Source organism: Primorskyibacter flagellatus (genome assembly GCF_900176485.1).
Classification (GTDB): Bacteria; Pseudomonadota; Alphaproteobacteria; order Rhodobacterales; family Rhodobacteraceae; genus Primorskyibacter; species Primorskyibacter flagellatus.
The window spans coordinates 58,327-79,022 of sequence record NZ_FWYD01000008.1 but is presented as its reverse complement, the minus strand read 5'-3'; the positions used below and the strand labels follow the sequence as shown (position 1 = coordinate 79,022).

Sequence of the window (20,696 nt, the reverse complement as noted above, 5' to 3'; positions counted from 1 at the left end):
GTGTCTTTACCTGACTTGGGGGTGTTGGGGGGCGCGGTTCAATGGTGACGTGGCGACGTTTTGCGTAAACTACGTTTCGTCACACCCTGTCTGCAGGGGATCCCGGCATCAAATCATAAGGGTGCTTCCAGCCCGGTTGTTGGCTGAGCCGGGTTAGCCAGGCATCGATGTGCGGCCAGTCCCCGCGAATAAATCCGAAAGGTTCGGGATAATAGAGATAACCACAGCAGCTGAGATCGGCGTTGGTGGGGCTGTCGCCGACGATCCAGTCCCGGCCCTCCAGATGTGTGTTAAGGACGTCGTAGGCCGCTTTGAGCCTGCCTTGCGCGAATGCGATGACCTCGGAGGGACGTTTGGCTTCGGGCAGGAAGTTCATCAGAAACCGGGTCATGCCAGCCTGGCTGGACAGTTTGTGATTGTCCCAGAACATCCAGCGCATGACCTCGCGCGCATCTTCCGGTGTGGTGCCTCCGAACTTGCCCGATTGTTCTGAGACATACTGCTGGATCACGCCGGATTGCGTCAGCTTGACAGGTCCATCGACCATCACCGGCACCTCGCCCATATTGTTGAGCGTATCGCGATAATCGCGCGCCCGTGTCGCCCCGTTGAAGAAATCGACATAGACCGGTTCCCAGTCCAACCCAGAAAACTGTAGTGCGAGCGCTGCTTTATAGGCATTACCGGATTCGCCAAAGCAATGCAGTTGGATGGTCATGGGGCAAGCCCTCCTGTTGTGAAGTTGGCGGAGGTTGTAGCGGGGGCTTCGCGCCCCCGGACCCTCGCAGAGTATTTGTACCAAGAAGAAGCGGTATTCGCGAGCTTGTGGTAACCGGGCATTAACGTTAATGCGCCTATCCTGTCTTTGCGGAACAGGCTGGAGAGCCGATGGCCGCCCGAGGAGAAGCCCCGCCTCGTTCCGGATGCCGCTTGGCCGGTGTTCGAGGTGGGGTGGACCGCCTGCTGCCCACGCCGAAATACGGGTTCGATGTTCGGACCTTCTTCTTGGGGAAAATACTCCACGGGGGTCCGGGGGTGTGAAACCCCCGGCTCTTCATAAGCAAGTTGCGATTCCAACTGTCGTGTCACAGAGTTCTCGCAATCAGCTCTTTCATAATCTCATTCGTGCCGCCGTAGATTCGCTGCACGCGTGCATCTGTCCACATTTCGGCCACTGCGTATTCCTGCATGTAGCCGTAGCCACCATGAAGTTGCAGACAGTCGTCCAGTACTTCGCCCTGGGTGTCGGTGAGCCAGTATTTCGCCATCGCGGCTTTTTCGACGCTCAGTTCTCCGCGCAGATGGTCCGTGATGCAGGCATCCAGGAAGGCGCGGGCGACGGTGGTCTTGGTTTGGCATTCGGCCAGCTTGAACCGGGTGTTTTGAAATTGTGTCAACGGGCCGCCAAAGGCTTCGCGCTCCTTGCAATAGGCTATCGTGCGCTCCACTGCGCCTTCCATCGCGCCGACGGCACCGCACCCGATGATCAGCCTTTCCTGTGGCAGCTGCTTCATCATCTGATAAAAGCCACGGCCATCTTCCTGACCAAGGATGTTTTCCGGCGGGATCTCGATATTGTCGAAGAAAAGCTCTGACGTGTCCGCCGCGTGGCAGCCGATTTTGTCTAGATTGCGCCCGCGTTGAAATCCCTCGGCTCCGTCCGTCTCGACAACCACCAGCGAAACACCCTTGGCACCTTCGGCAGGATCGGTCTTGGCGGCGACAACGATCAGATTGGCATGTTGGCCATTGGTTATGAACGTCTTCTGCCCGGTCAGTCGGTACGCATTGCCGTCGCGGATCGCGCGGGTCTTGATGTTTTGCACATCAGAGCCCGCCGAGGGTTGGGTCATCGCCAAAGCGCCGACAAGCTCTCCGGTTATCATCTTCGGCAGCCAGCGGTTCTTTTGCTCTTCGGTGCCATAGGCCAGCACGTAATGCGCCACGATGCCGGAATGAATGCCGTGACCCCAGCTGGCGAGGTTGGCCCGGCTGCCTTCCATCAGGATCACCGCCTCATGGCCGAAGTCGCCGCCGACACCGCCGTATTCTTCGGGGATCGAAGGGCAGAGCAGGCCCAGTTCACCGGCCTGCGCCCAGGTTTCGCGGTCCATCTGGCCTTGTTCGCGCCAGCGGTCATACTGCGGCATCCATTCATCGGTGATGAACTTCCGCGTCATCTCGGCGAGCATTCGGTGCTCGTCAGTCATCCAGTCCGACGTCATGGGCCTCCCCTCCCTTGTTGTCAGTGTTGACCGGCCCGCTTGCAAAACAGTGGCGGTCAGCGATCTACAGGCCTCGCCGTCCACCAGGTCAGGCCGAAACGTAGCAGAGGGAACGACAGCCTGTCGTCGCCGTCAAGTCAAACGCGATCAGAAAAGCCGTATTTCAAAAACAAGGTCTTGGAATGCTTGTGATTTCGGCGCGGAACACCGGAACAAGACGTGGGGCGGAAGAGGGTGGGGCGTTGGCCCCACCCGCAGTCGTCAGAAGTTTGCGGCGTCCAACGCCATGACAGTGTCGGCACCGCTTTCGATGCGCGCAAGATGCATCTTCGTGGCGGGCAGGTGACGTGCCATGTAATAGCGCCCGGTTGCCAGCTTGGTTTCGTAGAATTCCGCGTCGGAGGCACCGCCATCCAGTGCGGTTTTCGCGGCCAGACCCATGCGCGCCCACATCAGACCAAGGCAGACATGGCCGAAAAGGTGCATGAAGTCATACGACCCGGCCAGCGCGTTGTTGGGGTTCTTCATGCCTTGCTGCATGAAATACATACCCGCCGCCTGAAGATCCTTTGAGGCGGCCTTCAGCGGATCAAGGAAAGCCTTGTCGAAGGCTTCATCGCCGCCGTTATCCTTGATGAAGGTCTTGACCAATTCGAAGAACGCCATGACGTGCTTGCCGCCATCCTGTGCCAGCTTGCGGCCGACCAGATCCAGCGCCTGAATGCCATTCGCGCCTTCGTAGATCATCGCGATCCGGGCATCGCGCGCAAATTGCGACATGCCCCATTCTTCGATATAGCCGTGGCCGCCATAGACTTGCTGCGCCTGCACGGCCATCTCGAACCCCTTGTCGGTCTGGAACCCCTTGATGACAGGGGTCAGAAGCGAGACCAGCCCTTCGGCGTCCTTGTCATCCGAGCGGTGCGATTTGTCGATCAGATGCGCGCCCCAGAAGGTGAAGGCCCGCGCGCCTTCGACAAAGCTTTTCTGATCCATCAGGCTGCGGCGAATGTCCGGATGCACGATCAGCGGATCGGCGGGGCCATCGGGGTTTTCGGCACCGGTGACGGCACGGCCCTGAAGGCGGTCATTGGCGTAGATCACGGCGTTCTGATAGGCGGCTTCGGCCTGTGCATAGCCTTGCAGGCCAACGCCCAGCCGGGCCTCGTTCATCATGGTGAACATGGCGCGCATGCCTTTATGCGCCTCGCCCAACAGGAAGCCCGTGGCACCGTCGTAATTCATCACGCAGGTCGAGTTGCCGTGGATGCCCATCTTTTCTTCGATCTTGCCGCAGGTCACGCCATTTCGTGCGCCAAGGCTGCCGTCGTCATTCACCAGGAACTTTGGCACGATGAACAGCGAAACGCCCTTGATACCTTCGGGACCGCCCGGAATTTTGGCCAACACCAGATGGATGATGTTGTCGGCCAGATCATGCTCGCCTGCGGAGATGAAGATCTTCTGCCCGGTGATCTGATAGCTGCCGTCATCCTGTGGTTCCGCCTTGGTGCGCATCAGGCCCAGATCGGTGCCGCAATGTGGCTCGGTCAGGTTCATCGTGCCGGTCCATTCGCAAGTGACCAACTTGGGCAGATAGGTGGCTTTCTGGTCGTCGGTGCCATGTGTGTGGATCGCCGAATAGGCACCATGCGTCAGACCCTGATACATGTTGAACGCCATGTTCGCGCCGACGAAAATCTCGCCAACCGCAGTGTTCAGCAGGTAAGGCATGCCCTGACCCCCGAATTCCGGGTCACAGTCCAGCGCGGTCCAGCCGCCGTCCTGCATCTGCTTGAACGCTTCCTTGAAGCCCGACGGCGTGCGCACAACGCCGTTTTCCAGCACGCAGCCTTCTGTATCGCCCACCGTATTCAGCGGTGCCAGCACTTCCGTCGCCAGCTTGCCCGCCTCTTCCAGGACAGCACCGGTGAAATCGGCTTCCATCTCGTCATAGCCGGGAATGCCGGTTTCTGCGGCGTTGAGCACTTCATGCAGCACAAACTGCATGTCTTTTGTGGGAGCGATATAACTGGGCATTTGGGTCCTCCGGTAGATGGCGGGGCAGTCCCTATTCGGCCGCCCGCTTGGTCTGGTTCATCGAGGTGAGCATCTTTTCACCCCATTTTATCTGGTCGTCGAGTTCGGCGATGGCAGAGTTCAACTCGTCCCTCTGGCGGATCATGTCATCCAACCGGTCTTTTGCTATTTCGACGGTGCGCGTCAGCTGCGTCTGCTGCTGATCGCCAACATGGTAGAGATCAAGAAGCTGTCGGATCTCCTCCAGGCTGAACCCAAAACGCTTGCCGCGCAAAATAAGCTTCAGCCGGGCACGGTCACGATGGGTGAACAGGCGTTTCTGGCCTTCGCGGATCGGAAACAGCAGTTCCTTGGCTTCGTAAAACCGTAGCGCTCTGGGGGTCACGTCGAATGCGTCACACATCTCCCGTATTGTCATCGTCTCATTAACGTCATTCATCACCTAGGCCTCCACTCGTAAGGTTATATGGACTGTAGGTGGCTTTCTGAGAGCATTCATACAATGGGAATTTTGTTTGCGCAGGCGCAACGCTACGTCAAATTGCTGTTGACGTAAGATCATGTCGCGTCAGCCGGTTCGGCCTGAAACTATCTTTCAAAGCGCTTTAATTTTACCGCTTGGTAAAATGTTTGTATTGCTTACCCGAGGTCAGAGCGACTCAGTCTTTCAGCGATGCGGCGACCTCGTCGCGCAGCGCGCGCAGTTCTGCCTGCGCTTCGTCGAGCTGGCGGCGCTGTTCGTCAAGCTCGCCCAACTGGCGGGTTGCGGCCTCGACCCACAGCCGGTTCTGCGCCTCCGTGCCTTCGTTCTCATAGATCATAAGCCACTGGCGAATCTCTTCCAGTTGAAAACCGAAGCGGCGTCCCCGCATGATCAGCGTCATTCGTGCGCATTCCTTCGCGCCATAGAACCGCGAGCGGCCGTCACGCTCTGGCTGTAGAAGTTCGATATATTCGTAATAGCGCAGGGTGCGCGGCGTGACGTCGAAACGCGTGCACATTTCCTTAAAACTGAGGCGGGTGTCGGACATGCTTTGGATTCTCCTGAATCCAAGTCTAGCGTGGTCTGCGCGAAGGGCAACAGGTGGGGTTGCAGCCCGCGTGCGAAGCGGCCCATAAACGCGGGGCAGAAGCAGGACACCCAGACCGATGAGCGATAAACGAACCCGCATGGCGCGGGACTTCATTCAGGCGATCCCACATGCCAAGGCACTTGGCATGCAGCTTGGGGACATTGGTGAGGGCACAGCCGAAATCAGCATGGCGTATGATGCAAAGTTTATCGGCGACCCGGTGACCGGGGTGATCCATGGCGGTGCGGTCTCGGCACTGATGGACACCTGTTGCGGTGCCGCGGTGATGAGTCACCCGGACCTGCCATCCGTCACCGCGACCATCGACCTGCGCATCGACTACATGCGCCCGGCAACGCCGGGGCAGGCGATCACCGCGCGTGCGACCTGCTATCATGTGACCCGCTCGGTTGCCTTTGTGCGCGCGGTGGCAACAGACGAAGATGCCGAAAATCCCGTCGCGACGGCCACCGGCGCGTTTACGGTGGAGCCAGCAAAACCATGATCCGCAAAACTCCCGAACCCGTGCAGGTCGTCAAACAGCGGCGCGATACCGCCCTCAGCGCGCTGGTCGAAGGCGTGCCTTATGCGCAATTCCTTGGTATCAGCTTTGATCGGCGCGGGGACGAACTGACTGCGGTGCTGAAATATGATGAGAAATTGATCGGCAATCCGCTCCTTCCTGCTTTGCATGGCGGGGTGACGGCGGCATTTCTTGAGGTCACGGCTATCATCGGTCTTAGCTGGGCAATGCTGTGGGAAGGGATCGAGACCGGGCGTATCGACGTTGCCACGCTGGAAAAGGGTACGCTGCCGCGCCTGCCAAAGACCATCGACTTCACGACGGATTTTCTGCGATCCGGTCTGCCGCGTGATGGCTATGCGCGCGCACATGTCACCCGGTCCGGACGACGCTATGCCAGCGTGAACGCCTATGCCTGGCAGGACAATCGTGACCGGCCAATCGCTCAGGCCACGGGACACTTTCTGATGCCGCGCACCGATGTCTGAAATGACGCAGGATATTTCGCATCGCAGGGTTCTGAAAATTGCGCTGCCGATCGTGCTGGCCAACGCCACCGTGCCAATCCTCGGTGTCGTGGATACCGGCGTTGTCGGACAATTGGGTGAGGCCGCGCCGATCGGTGCCGTGGGGATCGGCGCGATCATCCTGACCGCGATCTACTGGATGTTCGGCTTTCTGCGCATGGGAACCGTCGGGTTGACCAGTCAGGCAGCCGGTGCGGGCAATACCGCCGAGGTTGCGGCCTTGCTGACCCGCGTGATCATGATTGGATTGACGGCGGGTGTCGCCCTGATCGCCCTTCAACAGTTGATTTTCGCCGGAGCTTTCCATCTGTCGCCTGCCTCGGCTGAGGTCGAGGGCATGGCCCGCGATTATCTGGCCATCCGCGTCTGGTCTGCCCCTGCCGCCATCGCGCTTTTCGGTATCAGCGGCTGGTTGATCGCACAGGAACGCACCCGCGCCGTGCTTGTGCTGCAACTCTGGATGAACGGGCTGAACGTAGTGTTGGACCTTGTTTTCGTCCTTCAGCTTGGCTGGGGTGTGAGCGGCGTCGCGATTGCCACGTTCCTTGCGGAATGGAGCGGCCTTGCCCTTGGGCTGTGGCTGTGCCGGGCAGCCTTCCGTGTGCCGGACTGGCGCGATTGGGCGCGGGTGTTCGACAAGGTACGGCTCAAGCGGATGCTGGGCGTGAACACGGATATTCTGATCAGGTCGGCGCTGTTGGAGGTGGGGTTTGTCTCCTTCCTGTTCCTTGGCGCGGATTTCGGGGATGTGACGCTGGCGGCCAATCAAGTGCTGCTGCAATTTCTGCACATCACCGCCGCCGCGATGGACGGGTTTGCCTTCTCGGCCGAGGCGCTGGTGGGGCGGGCCTTTGGCGCGGGCGTCGTGGCGCGTGTGCGCCGCAGTGCCATTGTCACCAGTATCTGGGGGCTGGTCACCAGCCTTGTCATGGTGGTGGCCTTCGCCTTGCTTGGCGGGATCATCATTGATCTGATGGCAGACGCGCCGGAAGTGCGCGCCGAGGCGCGGCTCTATCTGCCCTACATGGTACTTGCGCCACTGGCCGGTACGGCGGCGTGGATGCTGGACGGGATCTTCATCGGTGCCACCCGCAGTGCGGATATGCGCAACATGATGGCGCTCAGCTTTGTGGTCTATGTCGGCTCGGTGCTGCTGCTGGTGCCCAGCCTTGGCAATCACGGACTATGGCTGGCACAGTTGGTTTTCTTCATCGCGCGCGGCGTGTTCCTGTGGTTGCGCTATCCGGCGTTGGAGGCTGCTGCTTCAGAACCCGGAATAGACCAGCAACCCCCAGGGACGCAGGGCACCATCCACCTGTGACCAAAGCGTGCTGGCCTGCATCGGGTCCAGCCGTGCCGCGTTGAGGATTTGCGCCACGCTGTTGCGTCCGTCGATGCCTGCGATCAGCGGCGCGGCCTGTTTCGGCAGATCAAGCCTTGTCTCGACGCCGGAAACTGTCAGCTTTGGGCGTTTGCGCTGTGCGATGGCCTGCGCCAAGGGCTTTGCCCCGACGCCGCGCAGATGCGGCACGGCACTGCGGTTGCTTCCCGATGCGACGCGGACGCCACGGCCCGCAGGCGCGGCATAGCCCACATGCAGTTTGATCGTGCCGCGCAGTTTCTCGGCGGTGGCCATGGCCGCAGCGCGGTCCAGATGGCCCGGCACATCCGCGATGCGCGACAGATCATACAGCGCGGGTTGGGTGAAATCGGCCAGTTCCCATCCGGTGGATGTGAGCACAGACATCAGAGACGCGACATCGAAGGCGCGATCCTGTGAATGCAGCAGCAGGTCGTAGAAACCCGCGTCGCTTTGCCGGTGATCCACGAGATGCGGGTTCAGCCGGAACGGATGGTCTTCGGGCAATTGTTCAACCAGTTGCCGCGCCTTGGCCAGCCGTTCGGCGGGGGCAAGACCCTCCAGCAATGCGCCGAACGCCTGTTGTAGGGGATAGACGCCCGATCGTCCGTAAGGCGCATAGACCATGAAGCCAAGCCCCCCGTCCGGGGCGACGGCGGCCCGAAGGGCGGCAAAGCCCTGTGCCGGCTCGGGCAGGTGATGCAACACGCCGCAACAATCAATGTAGTCGAACGTGCCAAGGTCGGGCGCGTCGAGCAGGCTGCCGGTGTGAAAGGTGATGTTGGTCAAGCCACGCGCCTTCGCGCGGGCCTCCGCCACTCGTCGTGAGGCGGTGGACAGATCGACATAGGTGATTTGATGCGGATGACCTGCATTTGCCAGATGCTGCGCCAACATGATCAGCCCGTCGCCCGTGCCGCCGCCTGCGACCAGAACGCGGAACGGCCTGGACCAGTCGCGCTGGCCGGTGAACAGGAAATGGTCAATCTCATGCGGATGGCTGGGCGAGCCTTCGATCAGGCGTTTGGATTCGTCTGCCGGATCGCGTTCAGGATAGGGATAGGCTTCGTATTGTTCGGACACAGTGACCATTGATTGCCTTTCCTGACGCGGCGGTTGCGCGGGCAATCTGGCACGCGGATGCGGGAAAGACAAAACCTAGCGCGCGGACTTGCGCGCGATGTCGATCCGCGCCTCCATCATCGACATTTCCTTCATGATCTCGTGTCGCCTGGTGCGGTCGCCTTCGTCGCGCAATTCCGCACGCAGTCGCGCCAGTTCGCGCGACAAGGAGACGAATTCAGGAGCTGCGCCGTTTTCTTTCATCAGGCGATTGATCAGCGCATTTTCCGGATCGTCACAAGGCGGCAAGGGCTTGCCCGCGCCGGGCAGGTTGTCAAAAGCACCTTCCGCCTCTGCTGCGCGGATACGGGCGTTTACGAGGTCAATGAGCGGGTGGTCCATCTGCGGATCCTCTTGGCATCGCATAAGCATAACATCCGCGATCGGCGGTGTCATTTTCGCGCGCGTCCTCAAAAAAGCAACGGTTTTGCACGCGGACGTGTCGTGCATCGCCTGTGCTGAAACGAAACAGGCCCCGGCTTGATGCCGGAGCCTGCGCAGAATTTACAAGTCGCTCAGGGTTACTTCAGCGTGATGCGTCCATCCGTGTAGGGCGTGTAAGGGCCATTTTCCGCAAGATATTCGGCGGTCACATCGGCCAGGTCCGGGCCGAAGTCATAGGCGTTCTCGGCATTGATGAACATCTTGTAGCCATCACCGCCGTTGCGGACGTAGTTGTTGGAGACAACCCCGTACATTTTCTCGGGCTCGATCGGCGCACCGTCAACCATGACGTCGGACACGCGGCTGCCCGGCTCTGCCGACGGATCGGCTGTGAAGGTCAGGCCCGCCACCTGCGGGAAACGGCCCGCGCCTTCCTCGATCTGGCTGACACCGTTTTCAAGCGCCTCGACCACGGTCGCGCCGGACACCTGGAAGGTGGACAGCGTGTTCTGGAACGGCAGCACGGTCAGCACTTCGCCCATGGTCACTTCGCCCGCGTCGATGGAGGCGCGCAGACCGCCGGAGTTCACAAAGGCGATCTCGATGCCCTGATCCTTGACCCGTGCCAGAATGGCGTCAGCCACCAGATTGCCCATCGAACATTCCATCACGCGACAAACATCGCGGTTGCCTTCGATGGCCTCGGAAGTTTCGGCGACGACCTTGTTACGGATTTCTTCCAGCGGAGCCGCAGCTTCGGTGATGCGCGCAACTGTTGCCTCGTCCTCGGTGACGCCGCCATCAAGGATGATCGGCTCGCCCACCGCTTCCGTGATGTTGCCTTCGTCGTCGAAGGTCACGTTCAACTCGCCAAGGAATTTACCATAGGCATAGGCCTGCACGATGGCGGTGTTGCCGACCATGACGGGGTAGGGGCCTTTGGCACCTTCGATCGTGTTGGACAGCAAGGAGTTGTCATGTCCGCCCACGATGACATCGACGCCCGTGGTGTTTTCGGCCACCGTCTTGTCGACGTTCAGACCGGAATGCGACAGCACGATGATCTTGTTCACGCCCTGTTCGGTCAGCTTGTCGACCTCGCCCTGCACTGCATCGCTGGGATCGGTGAAGATGATGTTCTTGCCGGGGCTGGCAAGTTCATCCGTGTCCTGCGGTGTCAGGCCGATCAGGCCCAGCTTTTCGCCGCCCCGCTCGATCACGGTGGATTTCATCAGCACATCGGCCAGCAGTTCCTCGCCCGAGACATCGGCGTTGGACATCAGCACCGGGAAATCGACCGCATCCATGAAGCCGCGCAGAACTTCGGGGCCGTCGTCGAATTCGTGGTTGCCCACGGTCATCGCGTCATAGCCCATCTTGTTCATCATTTCGGCAGCAAGTTTACCCTTGTAGTAGGTATAGAACAGCGTGCCCTGAAACTGGTCGCCGCCATCGACGAGGATTGCGTTGTTGCTGCGCTGGCGCGCTTCCTCGATCGCCGAGACCAGACGCGCGGAGCCGCCAAAGCAGTCGCCCGCCGTGTTGTCTTCCGCCGAGCAGGGGGAATCATATTTTGAAATAGGTTCGAACCGGGCGTGGAAATCATTGGTATGAAGGATCGTCAGGGAATAATCTGCGGCGGCGGCACCTGCGGTCAACGCAAGAGCGGCGGCACCGGTCAAAAGGCGGATGGACATGTTCAGTTCCTCTCTGTCGGAAGTCTTATGCGCAGGATCGTGCCGCTTCCGTCGGGCTAAGTCAAAGCCCGTCGCAACGTCATCGGCGGTTTTTGTCACAATTGCATGACGCTTGACGATAAGCCGTCCAGAAGGCATCTCAACGTCATGCTGATCTACAAGATATTGCGCGCCGCCGAATGGCAGGCGCTGGAGGTCTCGGGCGAAACCGCCGGTGCCCCGATCGACGTGGCCGATGGCTACATTCATTTTTCAACCGCGCTGCAAGTCCGCGAGACAGCCGCCAAGCATTTCGCCGGGGAGGACGGGCTGGTTCTGGCCGCGTTCGATACCGAGACAATGGGCGATGCCCTGAAATGGGAGGTCGCGCGCGCAGGTGCCGAGTTTCCGCATCTTTATGGACCGCTGAGGCGCAAGGACATTGTGTGGTCCTGCGCCTTGCCCTTGGTGAATGGGACACATGACTTCCCGCGGGATATGGCATGAGCAACGTCGCTTGCCACCCAGATCCGGGCGTGCGGATATGAGCTTGTTTGAACAGGCCGGGCTGCGGGTTTTTCGCCATATGGATCCGGAAACCGCGCATGGGCTGGCACTGCGGGCATTGCAACTTGGCGTCGCGCCGTCCCCCGGTCTGGTGACGTCAGACAGATTGCGCTGCGAGGTGGCGGGGCTGCACCTGACCAATCCGATCGGGCTGGCGGCCGGGTTCGACAAGAACGCAACAGCACTTCTGGGCCTTGGCCGTGCGGGGTTCGGCTTTGTCGAGGTGGGGGCCGCAACACCGCGCCCGCAACCCGGCAACCCCAAGCCGCGTCTGTTCCGCCTGACCGAGGATGTTGCCGCGATCAACCGGTTCGGGTTCAACAATGACGGGATGGAGGCGATTGCCGCAAGGCTGGCGAAACGTCCCCGCGATGCGGTGATCGGCCTGAACCTTGGGGCCAACAAGGATAGCGGGGACCGGGCTGCGGATTTTGCCCGCGTGTTGGGCCATTGCGGCACATGGCTGGATTTTGCGACCGTCAACGTCTCCAGCCCCAACACCGAAAAGCTGCGCGACCTACAGGGCAAGGCAGCCTTGGCCGCGTTGCTGGCCGGGGTGATGCAGGTGCGTGACGGCATGGACCGGCGGGTGCCGGTCTTCCTGAAGATCGCGCCGGACCTGACGCCGGATGAATTGGCGGATGTGGCAGAGGTCGCGCTGTCCTCGGGCGTTGATGCGGTGATCGCCACCAATACGACGCTGGACCGCGCTGGATTGCGCAGCCGCCATGCGCCCGAAAAGGGCGGGCTGTCCGGCGCGCCCCTTTTCGAGAAGTCCACCCGCGTCCTGGCGCAACTGTCGGTGCTGACCGAAGGCCGCCTGCCGCTGATCGGGGTGGGGGGCGTCGGCTCTGCCGAACAGGCCTATGCCAAGATCCGCGCCGGGGCGAGCGCCGTGCAGCTTTATACCGCTCTGGTCTATGGCGGGCTGAGCCTTGTGGAAGAGATCGCAAGGGGCCTTGACCGGCTGTTGGCGCGGGACGGGTTCGATAATGTGGCGGATGCGGTCGGCACCGCAAGGGAGGACTGGCTTTGATGGAATATTGGCACAACCCCCGATGCAGCAAGTCCCGGCAGGGCCTGGCGCTGCTTGAGGAGAACGGCGTGGCACCGACGGTGCGCCGCTATCTTGACGACCCGCCCTCCGTGTCGGAACTGAAAGCAATGCGCGCGGCGCTGGGCCTGCCTGTGTTTGCAATGATGCGGTCCAAAGACCCGCTATTTGCAGAGCTGGGCCTGACGAAAGACAGCGATGACGCGGAACTGTTTGCTGCGATGGAAGCGCATCCAAAGCTGATCGAGCGGCCGGTGCTGATCGCAGGCGATCGCGCGGTGATCGGACGTCCGACCGAAAAACTGCTGACCCTCACCTGAAACCGACAAGGCAGCCCCTTGGCTTGTCTCCGGACGCGGTGAATTCGGACCAAACCGAAGTGCCGGTGCTGCAAGGGTACTGCCCGACCTGCCGCGTGTCCGCCGCTTGCCAAAAGGCGGGCAGGGGGGCAGATTGCTCGCCAAGCCCTGCAAGCAGGACCACCAAACCAAGGACACGCCCCGTGACCAAGACCGTCTATATTCTGAATGGCCCGAACCTGAACCTTCTGGGCAAACGCCAGCCCGAGATCTACGGCCACGATACGCTTGCCGATGTGGAGGCCGTCTGCGCCGAGCTGGGCGAAAAAATTGGCCTAAAGACGCGGCTGTTGCAGTCCAACTGGGAAGGCCAGATCATCGACTGGATTCACGAGGCGCGCGACGCGGCACAGGGCATCATCATCAATCCCGCAGCGCTGACCCATACCTCGGTCGCGGTGCTGGATGCGCTGAACACCTTCGACGGGCCGGTGCTGGAGGTCCATATTTCCAACGTCCACCAGCGCGAAAGCTTTCGCCATCATTCCTATGTCAGCCAGCGGGCTGACGGGGTGATCGCGGGCTTTGGCGTTGAAGGTTACGCGTTGGCGCTGCGGCGCATGGGTCGTCTTCTGGCATGACCGTATGCACCGGGGCCAGAGGCCTTGCGGATGGTCGCAGCGGCCGCGACAGGGCAGCGGGTGATATTGCAACAAAGCTGACCGTGCGACGTTTACATCGCGGCGTCTGTGAGGCAGGGACCGGCAAAAGTGCTCAGGCGATAAGGAAGAACAGGACGTGACGGACCGCTACGCCGTTTTCGGCAACCCCATCGGGCATTCGAAATCACCATTCATTCATCGCAGCTTTGCCGCGCAGTTTGACGACGACATGTCCTACGAGGCGGTTGAGGCACCGCAAGACGGGTTTCGCAGCCGGCTGGATCAGTTCATCTCCGAAGGAGGCCGGGGCATCAATATCACCGTCCCGTTCAAGACCGATGCCTTTGCGGCGGCGGATGAACGTTGCGAAGGCGCTGCTCTGACAGGTGCTTCCAACTGTCTGAAATTCGAGAATGGACGCATTATTGCCGAAAATTTCGACGGGGTCGGTTTGCTGCGCGATATCGCGGACAATCTGGGCCAAGCGGTCTCGGGCAAGCGTGTGCTTTTCCTTGGCGCGGGCGGGGCGACACGCGGCGCGGCGCTGCCGATCCTCAGGGCCGGGGCGGCGCAGGTGGTTGTGGCCAACCGGACCGTTGCCAAGGCGCAGGCGATTGCCGATGAATTGACCCGCTTCGGCGAGATCCGCGCGACAGGCTATGACAGTTTGAGTGCGGGGCATGACATCGTGCTGAATGCCACCTCAGCCAGCCTGTTCGATACGCGCCCACAGGTCGCGGATGCAGTGTTCGAGGGGACAGGGCTGGCCTATGATCTGGTCTATGCAAAGGGACTGACAGGGTTTTTGCGGCAGGCCCAAGGGATGGGTGTGCCGGTCCTGGCGGATGGCGTCGGGATGCTGGTTGAACAGGCGGCCGAGGCCTATGCCTGGTGGCGAGAACAACGTCCCGACACAGCCGCGTTGATACGGGATCTGACGGTGCCGCTGGTGTGAGTTATCAGCAGTCTACCGGCTGGTCGGTGAATGGTCTGGCTGTTGACCGCCGGACAATCCGACACCTTAATCCGCATAGAAAACACCGCGCCTATAGAGCTATCGGGGAAATCCCGCCCGCAAATGCAGCAAGGATCGGTGCGGTGACGGCAAAGCCAGCACGCAGGTGGTCACTGGTGCTGAATTTCAGGCCGCGTGCCTCCATCCAATCGTCGACATCGGTGCGCTCGCCCTCATCTGAAACTTGGGCGGCACTTTGGGCGAGTCTGTTGATGCGCCCATCCAGAACAAGCGCGACCGGCAGATAGAAACTGAGGATCAGCAGGCAAAAATATGTGCCGGTGAACAGCGCGGAGGCCAGAACGACGGTCCCGTAAGCGTTCCGCTCTGCCTCCATGACCAGAGGCAGCGGCCAGTACATCCAGCTTGTCGCGAAGAACATGCCGAAGGTCAGGATCAGGCTGGACAGGTAAAGCTGTCGCCGCATCCTGACCAGATTCTGCGCAAGTTGCGCCGCCTCTTCCTCGCGCGTGTTGCCGCCGCCGCGTTCCAGACACAGGATCATGCCGACGATCAGCGCGCCCACGCCAAGCCCCGCCAGCCCGTTGATGATATCCAGCACGCGGTTGAGCAGGGATATGACGGGAATCTCACCGCAACGCCCCAGCAACCACATATCCTGAGGTCCCGAACAGCCGGGCAGGTTGCCGCGGGACAAAGCGGATTCGAACAGGTCTGCGCCCAGCCGGTGATAGACGTGTGGCGCATCGGGGGATGCGTTCTGCTCGATTGTGGGTGTCATCGCCAGATAAAGAATGAACAGCAACGTGCCGATTGCCGCGATCCGGGTGGCGCGCGAGATCGGTCCCGCGATGTCCCGGATCACCAGCGCAACGGCAAGCAGGGCCAGAGCGCCAAAAAACCATGTTGCCGCAATGAACCTGAACCGGCCCGCCGCTTCCAGCCAATGCCGACCTTCTTGCAAAATGGCGCTTGGAACCGCCAGATCGGTGGCGAAAATATGGTCGGAAATTACACCGTGCATCCAGAAAATGCTGATCGGAACCAGTGCGATTGTAAAATAACGCAAGTCCACTTTGCGGATGGTCACGACCGATGCCTCAGATTGATGTAAGGTCCTGCTGCGCAGTCTAACATGAAATCTGTCAGTTGCGCATAAGGCTTGGCTATGTCGGCATGCGTTGGATTTTGCCCCGTTCAAAACCGCCCGGCGGCGTGGCATTCGTGAGATTGCGCGCCGTCGGCTGGGTGCGGTTGCGGTACACCTGTTGCTTCTTCGGGGGAGCCGAAGCTGATCATTTGCTGTTTGGTTGCCCCGAAACGCCCGGCAAAAAACCGGAGCGTTTCAACGAAACGGCTGCCAGCGCTTGACGCCGGAACAAGGCTGAAATAAGTGAAGAGTCGTCGAGCGGGCGTTGTGTAATGGTAAGACCTCAGCCTTCCAAGCTGATGATACGGGTTCGATTCCCGTCGCCCGCTCCAAGCCTTTCAGATATTATAGACGTCCGTGACAATGCCGCTTGTGGCTGTGCGTGGTTTTCGCTTGTTGCATTGGACCGATGGCCGCGCGAGATGGATATGAAAACATGCTCGCGGCGCGCGACGGTGATGCAGCTTCTCGGCGATCGTGCAGGTCAATGCAGGGCGTTGGGCCCGGGCAAGCTGGGGTGTCGAACCTTTGTATATCGTGCGAAAACCTGGCAATTCTCATCGGCGTTCAGCCTGACGGTAAATTTCTTTCAATCCGTGTGGAACCAATCAAATCTCGGAAGGTTGGATTTTCAGGCACTAAACTGCTTGTCCAATTTACGGCAGGTAGTCAGGTCGCGGCAATCTTCCTCCCTCAGATTTGCCGCGACCTGACCGGGAGCTGAATGCGCGCCTTCGGGACCCTCCCCCCGGTGGCGCAGAGCAGAGAAGAGAGCACCTGTTTACTGGCGCATCTCTGCTATCGACACGCCCATCGGGTGCGGATCCGATGGGCGTGTCAATTTTTCTCAATACCTCAATACCCGGTCGCCGGATCTCACATGATGGCCATGCTTGCACGGCAAGCGGAACAAATGGCGTTCAGCGGGCGTTGATTGCCCAGCACAGGCCGAGAATCGGTCGTAAAGGAGGACAGTCCATGCCCCGCAAGTTTTTGACCCTCAGCGCAAGCGCTGCAATCATGGCAGGTGTCGTCTTGACTGGTGCCACCGCTGTCGCGGGGCTTTGGGCCGACACCGAAATGTCAACGCCCACCGCGATCCACGCTGCGACTGACCTGCCCAGCCCTGCGGTCGTGGATTTCGATGTGTTGCACGGACTTCCGGTTTTTGACGAACAATCCGATACGGTTGGCACCGTAGCGGAAGTGCGCGTCGGGCCGGATGGTCGCGTAACCGGTGCAATCGTCGAGATTGGCGGTTTTCTGGGACTGGGCGCGCATCGCGTCGATCTTGGCCTTGATCAACTGGCGATGCGCGGATTGGACGGTGAAACGCGTGATCCGGCCGTGCAACTTCTGGTCAGCAACGCCGAACTGGACCGCTTGCCGCGGTTCGAAGGTTAAGGGCGAGCCCCGCGGATGCATTCCAACATACGCCAGCATTGGCAGCTGACAATCCTCGCTGCGGTGGCAGTCATTGCCGCGTTGTATTTTGCCAAACCCGTCTTTGCACCTTTTACGCTGGCGTTTGTGTTCGCCATCGTACTGACGCCGATTTCCGATTTCTGGCAGCGCACCGGATTGCCCGCAACAGCGTCGAGCCTAATGACACTGTTTTTATGCGTCCTGGTGATCGTCGTGCTGGCCGTGTTGCTGGAACCCGTCGCAAACGGGTTGTATGAAAAATGGCCGAGCATACGCGGTGGGATGCGCGAAATGGTATGGAGCCTGCGCGGGCTGCTGCGTGACATTGACGATGTGTCGCGCGAGGTCACAGGTGCCTTGGGATCCAATTCAACAGGTGAAGCCGGTGGCGATGCCGTCGATGAAGCAAGCAAATCGTTTCCCAGTCTGACTGAACTGATGTTTCTGGCACCTGCGCTGTTAGGCCAGGTGATGATTTTCCTCGGGGCGTTGTATTTCCTGTTGCTGTGTCGCAGTGATGTCTATCGCTGGTTGGGCAAGCTTTCGACCGTCAATTCCAAGGCCGCCGCGCTGAAGTTCTACGAGGCCGACCGGCTGGTTGCCCGCTACTCGCTGACCATAACGATCATCAATGTATGCTATGCGGTCTGCGTCGCGCTTGTGTTCAAGCTGATCGGAATGCCGGGTTATATTATCTGGGGTGCGGTTGCAGGCCTGTTGAACTTTGTCGTCTACCTTGGGCCGGCCCTTGTTGCCACGGCTGCGCTCATCGCAGGTCCAGCGGTCTTTACCGGAGGTATGGCATTTGTGCCGGCCGCTGCCTATGTGGGGCTAAACCTGATCGAGGCACAATTTGTGACGCCGACGCTGGTCGGCCGGCAAATGAATGTGAATCCGCTCTTGGTATTCCTGTCGCTGTGCCTGTTTCTCTGGCTTTGGGGGCCGCTGGGGGGTATCGTCGCGATCCCGCTCCTGGTGTGGTTCATTGCGGTCTATGATGGGCTGGCGACGCTGGCAGAGGAAGAGGCGGCGACAGGTACGCCTGCAATCTGAAACGGCCCTGCATATCAAGTCGCTGGCACATGAGATCGAACATCATGCGCCAGCGGCGTAAACTTGCATCAGAACGGTATTGCGTTACTTTTCCTTGAACTCGGCTATGGGAAAATTGATTTCCAGAACGAACATTTCGGTGTCCTCTGTGACGTCCATCGTTCCTTCAAGCTGCGCCACGAACGCCGCGATCAATTGCGATCCCAACCCCCCGCTATCGGCTGACGCACTTGCTTCGGTGACACGTTCGCCAAGCGAATTCGCGACGCGCAGCACCGCGTTGGCATCCTCGGTTTCGCGCAGGGTGACTTCCAGCCACGGCTGACCACCATTTGCGGGCTTGCCAATATATTTCAACGCATTGCTTGCAGCCTCGGAAACGGCGAGGCTAAGAGGCACGGCCTGATCGGGATAGAGGATCACGCGGTCCGCGCTTTGACGGATCTTGATCCGGCTTTCCGGCAAACTGCCCGCCGAAACCACGCGGTCAACGATGGCCTTCACCAGCTCGTCGGCCTGAACCCGGCCCTGAAGCGAGGTTTCGTAAAGGTTGCGGTGAACGGTCGCGAGGCTCATCACGCGACCCTGTACATCGCGCAATGCGACGCGCGCGTCGTCATTGGTGGATTTGCGGATCTTCATGTTGAGGATCGAAGCGATGAGCTGGAGATTGTTTTTGACCCGGTGGTGGACTTCTTTCAACAACACCGTCTTGTCATGGATCATATCTTCCAACTCGGCTTCGTCGCGCAAAACGCTGACGGCCAGCCGGTGCCAGGTCTCATCGATTTCACGCAGCTCTTTAGGGGTGATCATGTCCTGCCGTGGTGCCTGAATCGCGCGGGACCGCATGAACATCAGCATCCGTGCCCGCAGGTTTCGAGTGGGACGGATCACCAGCCGTTCGACCGCCACATAGGCGACGGCAAGGCTTGCCAGCCACATCAGCACCGGGAAGAGCAGCGGAATTGCCAAGCGGATCGCCCCGGCGGTGATCGAGTTCACCTTCGATGGCCAACTGCCAAGCGCGTATATCAATCCAGGCACAACCGGCACGACGGCAAAGACACGTTCTTCAGCCATCCGGGTGATGCCGGTAAAGCTTTGCTGTGGCTTGCCAATGAATTTCTGCAAGGGCCGTCCTGCCGGCAAACGTACCTCTACCCCGTTCATGCCGCCACTGGCCGACAGGATCTCGCCGGTGTCGTTGAACAGCACCAGGTCCAGCGGGCTGTCTTTCTTCACGTCGTTGTCGCGAGAATGCAGGTGGCCGTGGGGCAGAGACACCGAAACATGTCCGATAAATTCACCATTGTTGATGATGGGTATCGACACGACGATCACCGGCACACCGCTGACAGAGCCTGACGCTGACATGGTGACGCGTGGGCGGGGATCTTCCTTCATCGTCAAGTACAGTTTGTTGCCGGACAGGTTCAGTTGCTGCGGCGAAGAAGAACATTCGACAATGCCGTCCGAATTGATGAAGCCCGCAAAACTGTAGGTGCTGGATGTGTCCAGATAGTTCTTCAGGACCGAAGTGCATAGCGCAGGGTCATCACGAATCAACGGAACAAAGCTGGAGATTGCCTGCGCGGCACCAAAGGCGTTGCGCAGCAGGCCTTCTTCACCGCCGGCCGCAGCGGCCGTCATCGCAAGCAGGTTGGCTTCGGCATTGCGGCGGGACTTCTCAACCACCACAGCGGTTTGCGAAACCGATATCAGACCAAGCGGCAACAACGCGGCGGCCAGCATGACACCAAACCTGAAGGCGAGGCCATCGCTCGCGCCGCGAAGTCTGCGTATCACGCCGAAAATCTGCCCGGCGGAATCATGCCATTGACGACCGCCATCGTCGCTTTGTCAGTCATTTCCATGCTGTCATCGCTGTGCAAATCCAGCAATTCGGCCAATCTGGACCGTCCGCGGTTGACGCGGCTCTTGATGGTGCCGATGGCGACGCCGCAGGTTTCGGCAGCATCTTCATAGGAAAAACCTGATGCGCCCACGAGGATCAGCGCCTCGCGCTGTTCGTCTGCAAGCTTGGCAAAGGCTTCTTCGAAATCGCGCATCGCGAGACGTCCGTCGTGATGCGGCTTCTCGGACAGGGTTTCGGCAAAGGACCCATCGACATCCGCGACTTCGCGGCGGCTTTTGCGACGGTCCGAATAGAAGGTGTTGCGCAGGATGGTGAACAGCCAGGCGCGCATATTGGTACCGGGTTCGAAATGGTCGATCTTGTTCCACGCCTTGACAACCGTGTCCTGCACCAGATCATCCGCGGCAGAGCCGTTTCGCGTCAGACTCAACGCAAAGGCCCGCATCGACGGAAGGTGCTGCACGATCTCATCGCGCGGGTCGGAATGCTCTTCCGAGGCTTCTAAGTCGCTCATTTATTGGCTTCCTGTGCCTTAAGCTTTTCCAGCAACGCCTTGAACCTGTCCGGCACATCCTCTTCGACAGTTTTCTGGTAAACCTTGCGAAGGTTTTCCTCTATCTGTTCTTCTAAGCCAGACTTTCGGTTTGGTAGAGCCATCCTGTTCCCCTGCACCACTTCTATTAGCCAAAAAATTGCACAAC

The 20,696-nt window shown here is 59.9% G+C and carries 23 protein-coding genes and 1 tRNA gene; 12 read left to right on the top strand and 12 right to left on the bottom strand.

Going from position 1 to position 20,696, the window contains the following annotated elements:
• Nucleotides 1-79: 79 nt before the first annotated feature.
• From B8991_RS12065 to B8991_RS12045, 5 genes are all read right to left on the bottom strand, one after another.
• Nucleotides 80-718, bottom strand: a complete 639-nt coding sequence (locus tag B8991_RS12065) for a glutathione S-transferase family protein (protein ID WP_084353248.1) — start codon at nt 716-718, stop codon at nt 80-82.
• A gap of 367 nt (nt 719-1,085) precedes the next feature.
• The gene (locus B8991_RS12060) at nt 1,086-2,225 is read right to left on the bottom strand and encodes an acyl-CoA dehydrogenase family protein (RefSeq protein WP_084353247.1); all 1,140 of its coding nucleotides are present in this window, start codon (nt 2,223-2,225) and stop codon (nt 1,086-1,088) included.
• A gap of 261 nt (nt 2,226-2,486) precedes the next feature.
• Nucleotides 2,487-4,265 carry an acyl-CoA dehydrogenase C-terminal domain-containing protein gene (locus tag B8991_RS12055; protein ID WP_084353246.1) on the bottom strand — a complete coding sequence of 593 codons (1,779 nt, stop codon included), beginning with the start codon at nt 4,263-4,265 and terminating at the stop codon, nt 2,487-2,489.
• Between the two features lie 31 nt (nt 4,266-4,296).
• A complete protein-coding gene (locus tag B8991_RS12050) occupies nt 4,297-4,704 on the bottom strand; it encodes a MerR family transcriptional regulator (RefSeq protein WP_084353245.1) in 408 nt (135 codons plus the stop codon).
• A 220-nt stretch (nt 4,705-4,924) separates the two neighbouring features.
• On the bottom strand, nt 4,925-5,296 hold the full coding sequence (locus B8991_RS12045) for a MerR family transcriptional regulator (RefSeq protein WP_084353244.1): 372 nt from the start codon (nt 5,294-5,296) through the stop codon (nt 4,925-4,927).
• Between the two features lie 118 nt (nt 5,297-5,414).
• Here B8991_RS12045 and B8991_RS12040 point away from each other — a divergent pair, with 118 nt between their 5' ends.
• From B8991_RS12040 to B8991_RS12030, 3 genes are read left to right on the top strand one after another with little or no spacing between them, the layout of a single operon-like run.
• The gene (locus B8991_RS12040; protein WP_084353243.1) at nt 5,415-5,843 is read left to right on the top strand and encodes a PaaI family thioesterase; all 429 of its coding nucleotides are present in this window, start codon (nt 5,415-5,417) and stop codon (nt 5,841-5,843) included.
• The gene (locus B8991_RS12035) at nt 5,840-6,349 is read left to right on the top strand and encodes a PaaI family thioesterase (protein WP_084353242.1); all 510 of its coding nucleotides are present in this window, start codon (nt 5,840-5,842) and stop codon (nt 6,347-6,349) included. Before B8991_RS12040 ends, B8991_RS12035 begins: the two co-directional genes overlap by 4 nt.
• Nucleotide 6,350: 1 nt before the next feature.
• Complete coding sequence (locus B8991_RS12030) at nt 6,351-7,709, top strand: MATE family efflux transporter (RefSeq protein ID WP_084353241.1); 1,359 nt, start codon at nt 6,351-6,353, stop codon at nt 7,707-7,709.
• Here B8991_RS12030 and B8991_RS12025 read toward each other — a convergent pair.
• The 3 genes from B8991_RS12025 to B8991_RS12015 form a co-directional block, all read right to left on the bottom strand.
• Complete coding sequence (locus B8991_RS12025; RefSeq protein ID WP_084353240.1) at nt 7,653-8,840, bottom strand: class I SAM-dependent methyltransferase; 1,188 nt, start codon at nt 8,838-8,840, stop codon at nt 7,653-7,655. The two genes, B8991_RS12030 and B8991_RS12025, sit on opposite strands and share 57 nt — an antisense overlap.
• Before the next feature lie 66 nt (nt 8,841-8,906).
• Nucleotides 8,907-9,212: a DnaJ family domain-containing protein gene (locus B8991_RS12020; RefSeq protein WP_084353284.1), complete on the bottom strand. Its 306-nt coding sequence runs from the start codon at nt 9,210-9,212 to the stop codon at nt 8,907-8,909.
• 179 nt (nt 9,213-9,391) lie between these two features.
• Complete coding sequence (locus B8991_RS12015) at nt 9,392-10,951, bottom strand: bifunctional metallophosphatase/5'-nucleotidase (RefSeq protein ID WP_084353283.1); 1,560 nt, start codon at nt 10,949-10,951, stop codon at nt 9,392-9,394.
• Between the two features lie 147 nt (nt 10,952-11,098).
• Between B8991_RS12015 and B8991_RS12010 the strand changes: the two genes are divergently transcribed.
• The 5 genes from B8991_RS12010 (at nt 11,099) to aroE (ending at nt 14,467) form a co-directional block, all read left to right on the top strand.
• Nucleotides 11,099-11,437: a DUF952 domain-containing protein gene (locus B8991_RS12010; protein WP_084353239.1), complete on the top strand. Its 339-nt coding sequence runs from the start codon at nt 11,099-11,101 to the stop codon at nt 11,435-11,437.
• 37 nt (nt 11,438-11,474) lie between these two features.
• Nucleotides 11,475-12,533, top strand: coding sequence for a quinone-dependent dihydroorotate dehydrogenase (locus B8991_RS12005; protein ID WP_084353238.1), 1,059 nt, complete (start codon nt 11,475-11,477; stop codon nt 12,531-12,533).
• A complete protein-coding gene (gene arsC / locus B8991_RS12000) occupies nt 12,533-12,871 on the top strand; it encodes an arsenate reductase (glutaredoxin) (RefSeq protein WP_084353237.1) in 339 nt (112 codons plus the stop codon). Before B8991_RS12005 ends, arsC begins: the two co-directional genes overlap by 1 nt.
• A gap of 182 nt (nt 12,872-13,053) precedes the next feature.
• Nucleotides 13,054-13,491: a type II 3-dehydroquinate dehydratase gene (gene aroQ, locus B8991_RS11995; protein ID WP_084353236.1), complete on the top strand. Its 438-nt coding sequence runs from the start codon at nt 13,054-13,056 to the stop codon at nt 13,489-13,491.
• Between the two features lie 157 nt (nt 13,492-13,648).
• Nucleotides 13,649-14,467, top strand: a complete 819-nt coding sequence (aroE, locus tag B8991_RS11990) for a shikimate dehydrogenase (RefSeq protein ID WP_084353235.1) — start codon at nt 13,649-13,651, stop codon at nt 14,465-14,467.
• Between the two features lie 91 nt (nt 14,468-14,558).
• Here the strand turns inward: aroE and B8991_RS11985 are convergent, their stop codons facing one another.
• Entirely contained in the window at nt 14,559-15,557 is a 999-nt protein-coding gene (locus B8991_RS11985; protein ID WP_143514583.1) for a hypothetical protein, read from the bottom strand.
• A gap of 107 nt (nt 15,558-15,664) precedes the next feature.
• On the opposite strand from B8991_RS11985, the gene B8991_RS21470 reads away from it, so the two are divergent.
• From B8991_RS21470 to B8991_RS11965, 4 genes are all read left to right on the top strand, one after another.
• Entirely contained in the window at nt 15,665-15,859 is a 195-nt protein-coding gene (locus B8991_RS21470; RefSeq protein ID WP_179141481.1) for a hypothetical protein, read from the top strand.
• 37 nt (nt 15,860-15,896) lie between these two features.
• A tRNA-Gly gene (locus tag B8991_RS11975) sits at nt 15,897-15,970 on the top strand.
• A 646-nt stretch (nt 15,971-16,616) separates the two neighbouring features.
• On the top strand, nt 16,617-17,042 hold the full coding sequence (locus B8991_RS11970; RefSeq protein ID WP_179141480.1) for a PRC-barrel domain-containing protein: 426 nt from the start codon (nt 16,617-16,619) through the stop codon (nt 17,040-17,042).
• A gap of 15 nt (nt 17,043-17,057) precedes the next feature.
• Complete coding sequence (locus B8991_RS11965; protein WP_084353231.1) at nt 17,058-18,116, top strand: AI-2E family transporter; 1,059 nt, start codon at nt 17,058-17,060, stop codon at nt 18,114-18,116.
• 84 nt (nt 18,117-18,200) lie between these two features.
• Here the strand turns inward: B8991_RS11965 and B8991_RS11960 are convergent, their stop codons facing one another.
• From B8991_RS11960 to B8991_RS21100, 3 genes are read right to left on the bottom strand one after another with little or no spacing between them, the layout of a single operon-like run.
• Nucleotides 18,201-19,925: a histidine kinase dimerization/phosphoacceptor domain -containing protein gene (locus B8991_RS11960; RefSeq protein ID WP_084353230.1), complete on the bottom strand. Its 1,725-nt coding sequence runs from the start codon at nt 19,923-19,925 to the stop codon at nt 18,201-18,203.
• Nucleotides 19,922-20,509, bottom strand: coding sequence for an RNA polymerase sigma factor (locus B8991_RS11955; RefSeq protein ID WP_084353229.1), 588 nt, complete (start codon nt 20,507-20,509; stop codon nt 19,922-19,924). The genes B8991_RS11960 and B8991_RS11955 overlap by 4 nt, the downstream gene beginning before the upstream one ends.
• Entirely contained in the window at nt 20,506-20,652 is a 147-nt protein-coding gene (locus B8991_RS21100; RefSeq protein WP_116599386.1) for a NepR family anti-sigma factor, read from the bottom strand. The genes B8991_RS11955 and B8991_RS21100 overlap by 4 nt, the downstream gene beginning before the upstream one ends.
• Between the last annotated feature and the right edge of the window lie 44 nt (nt 20,653-20,696).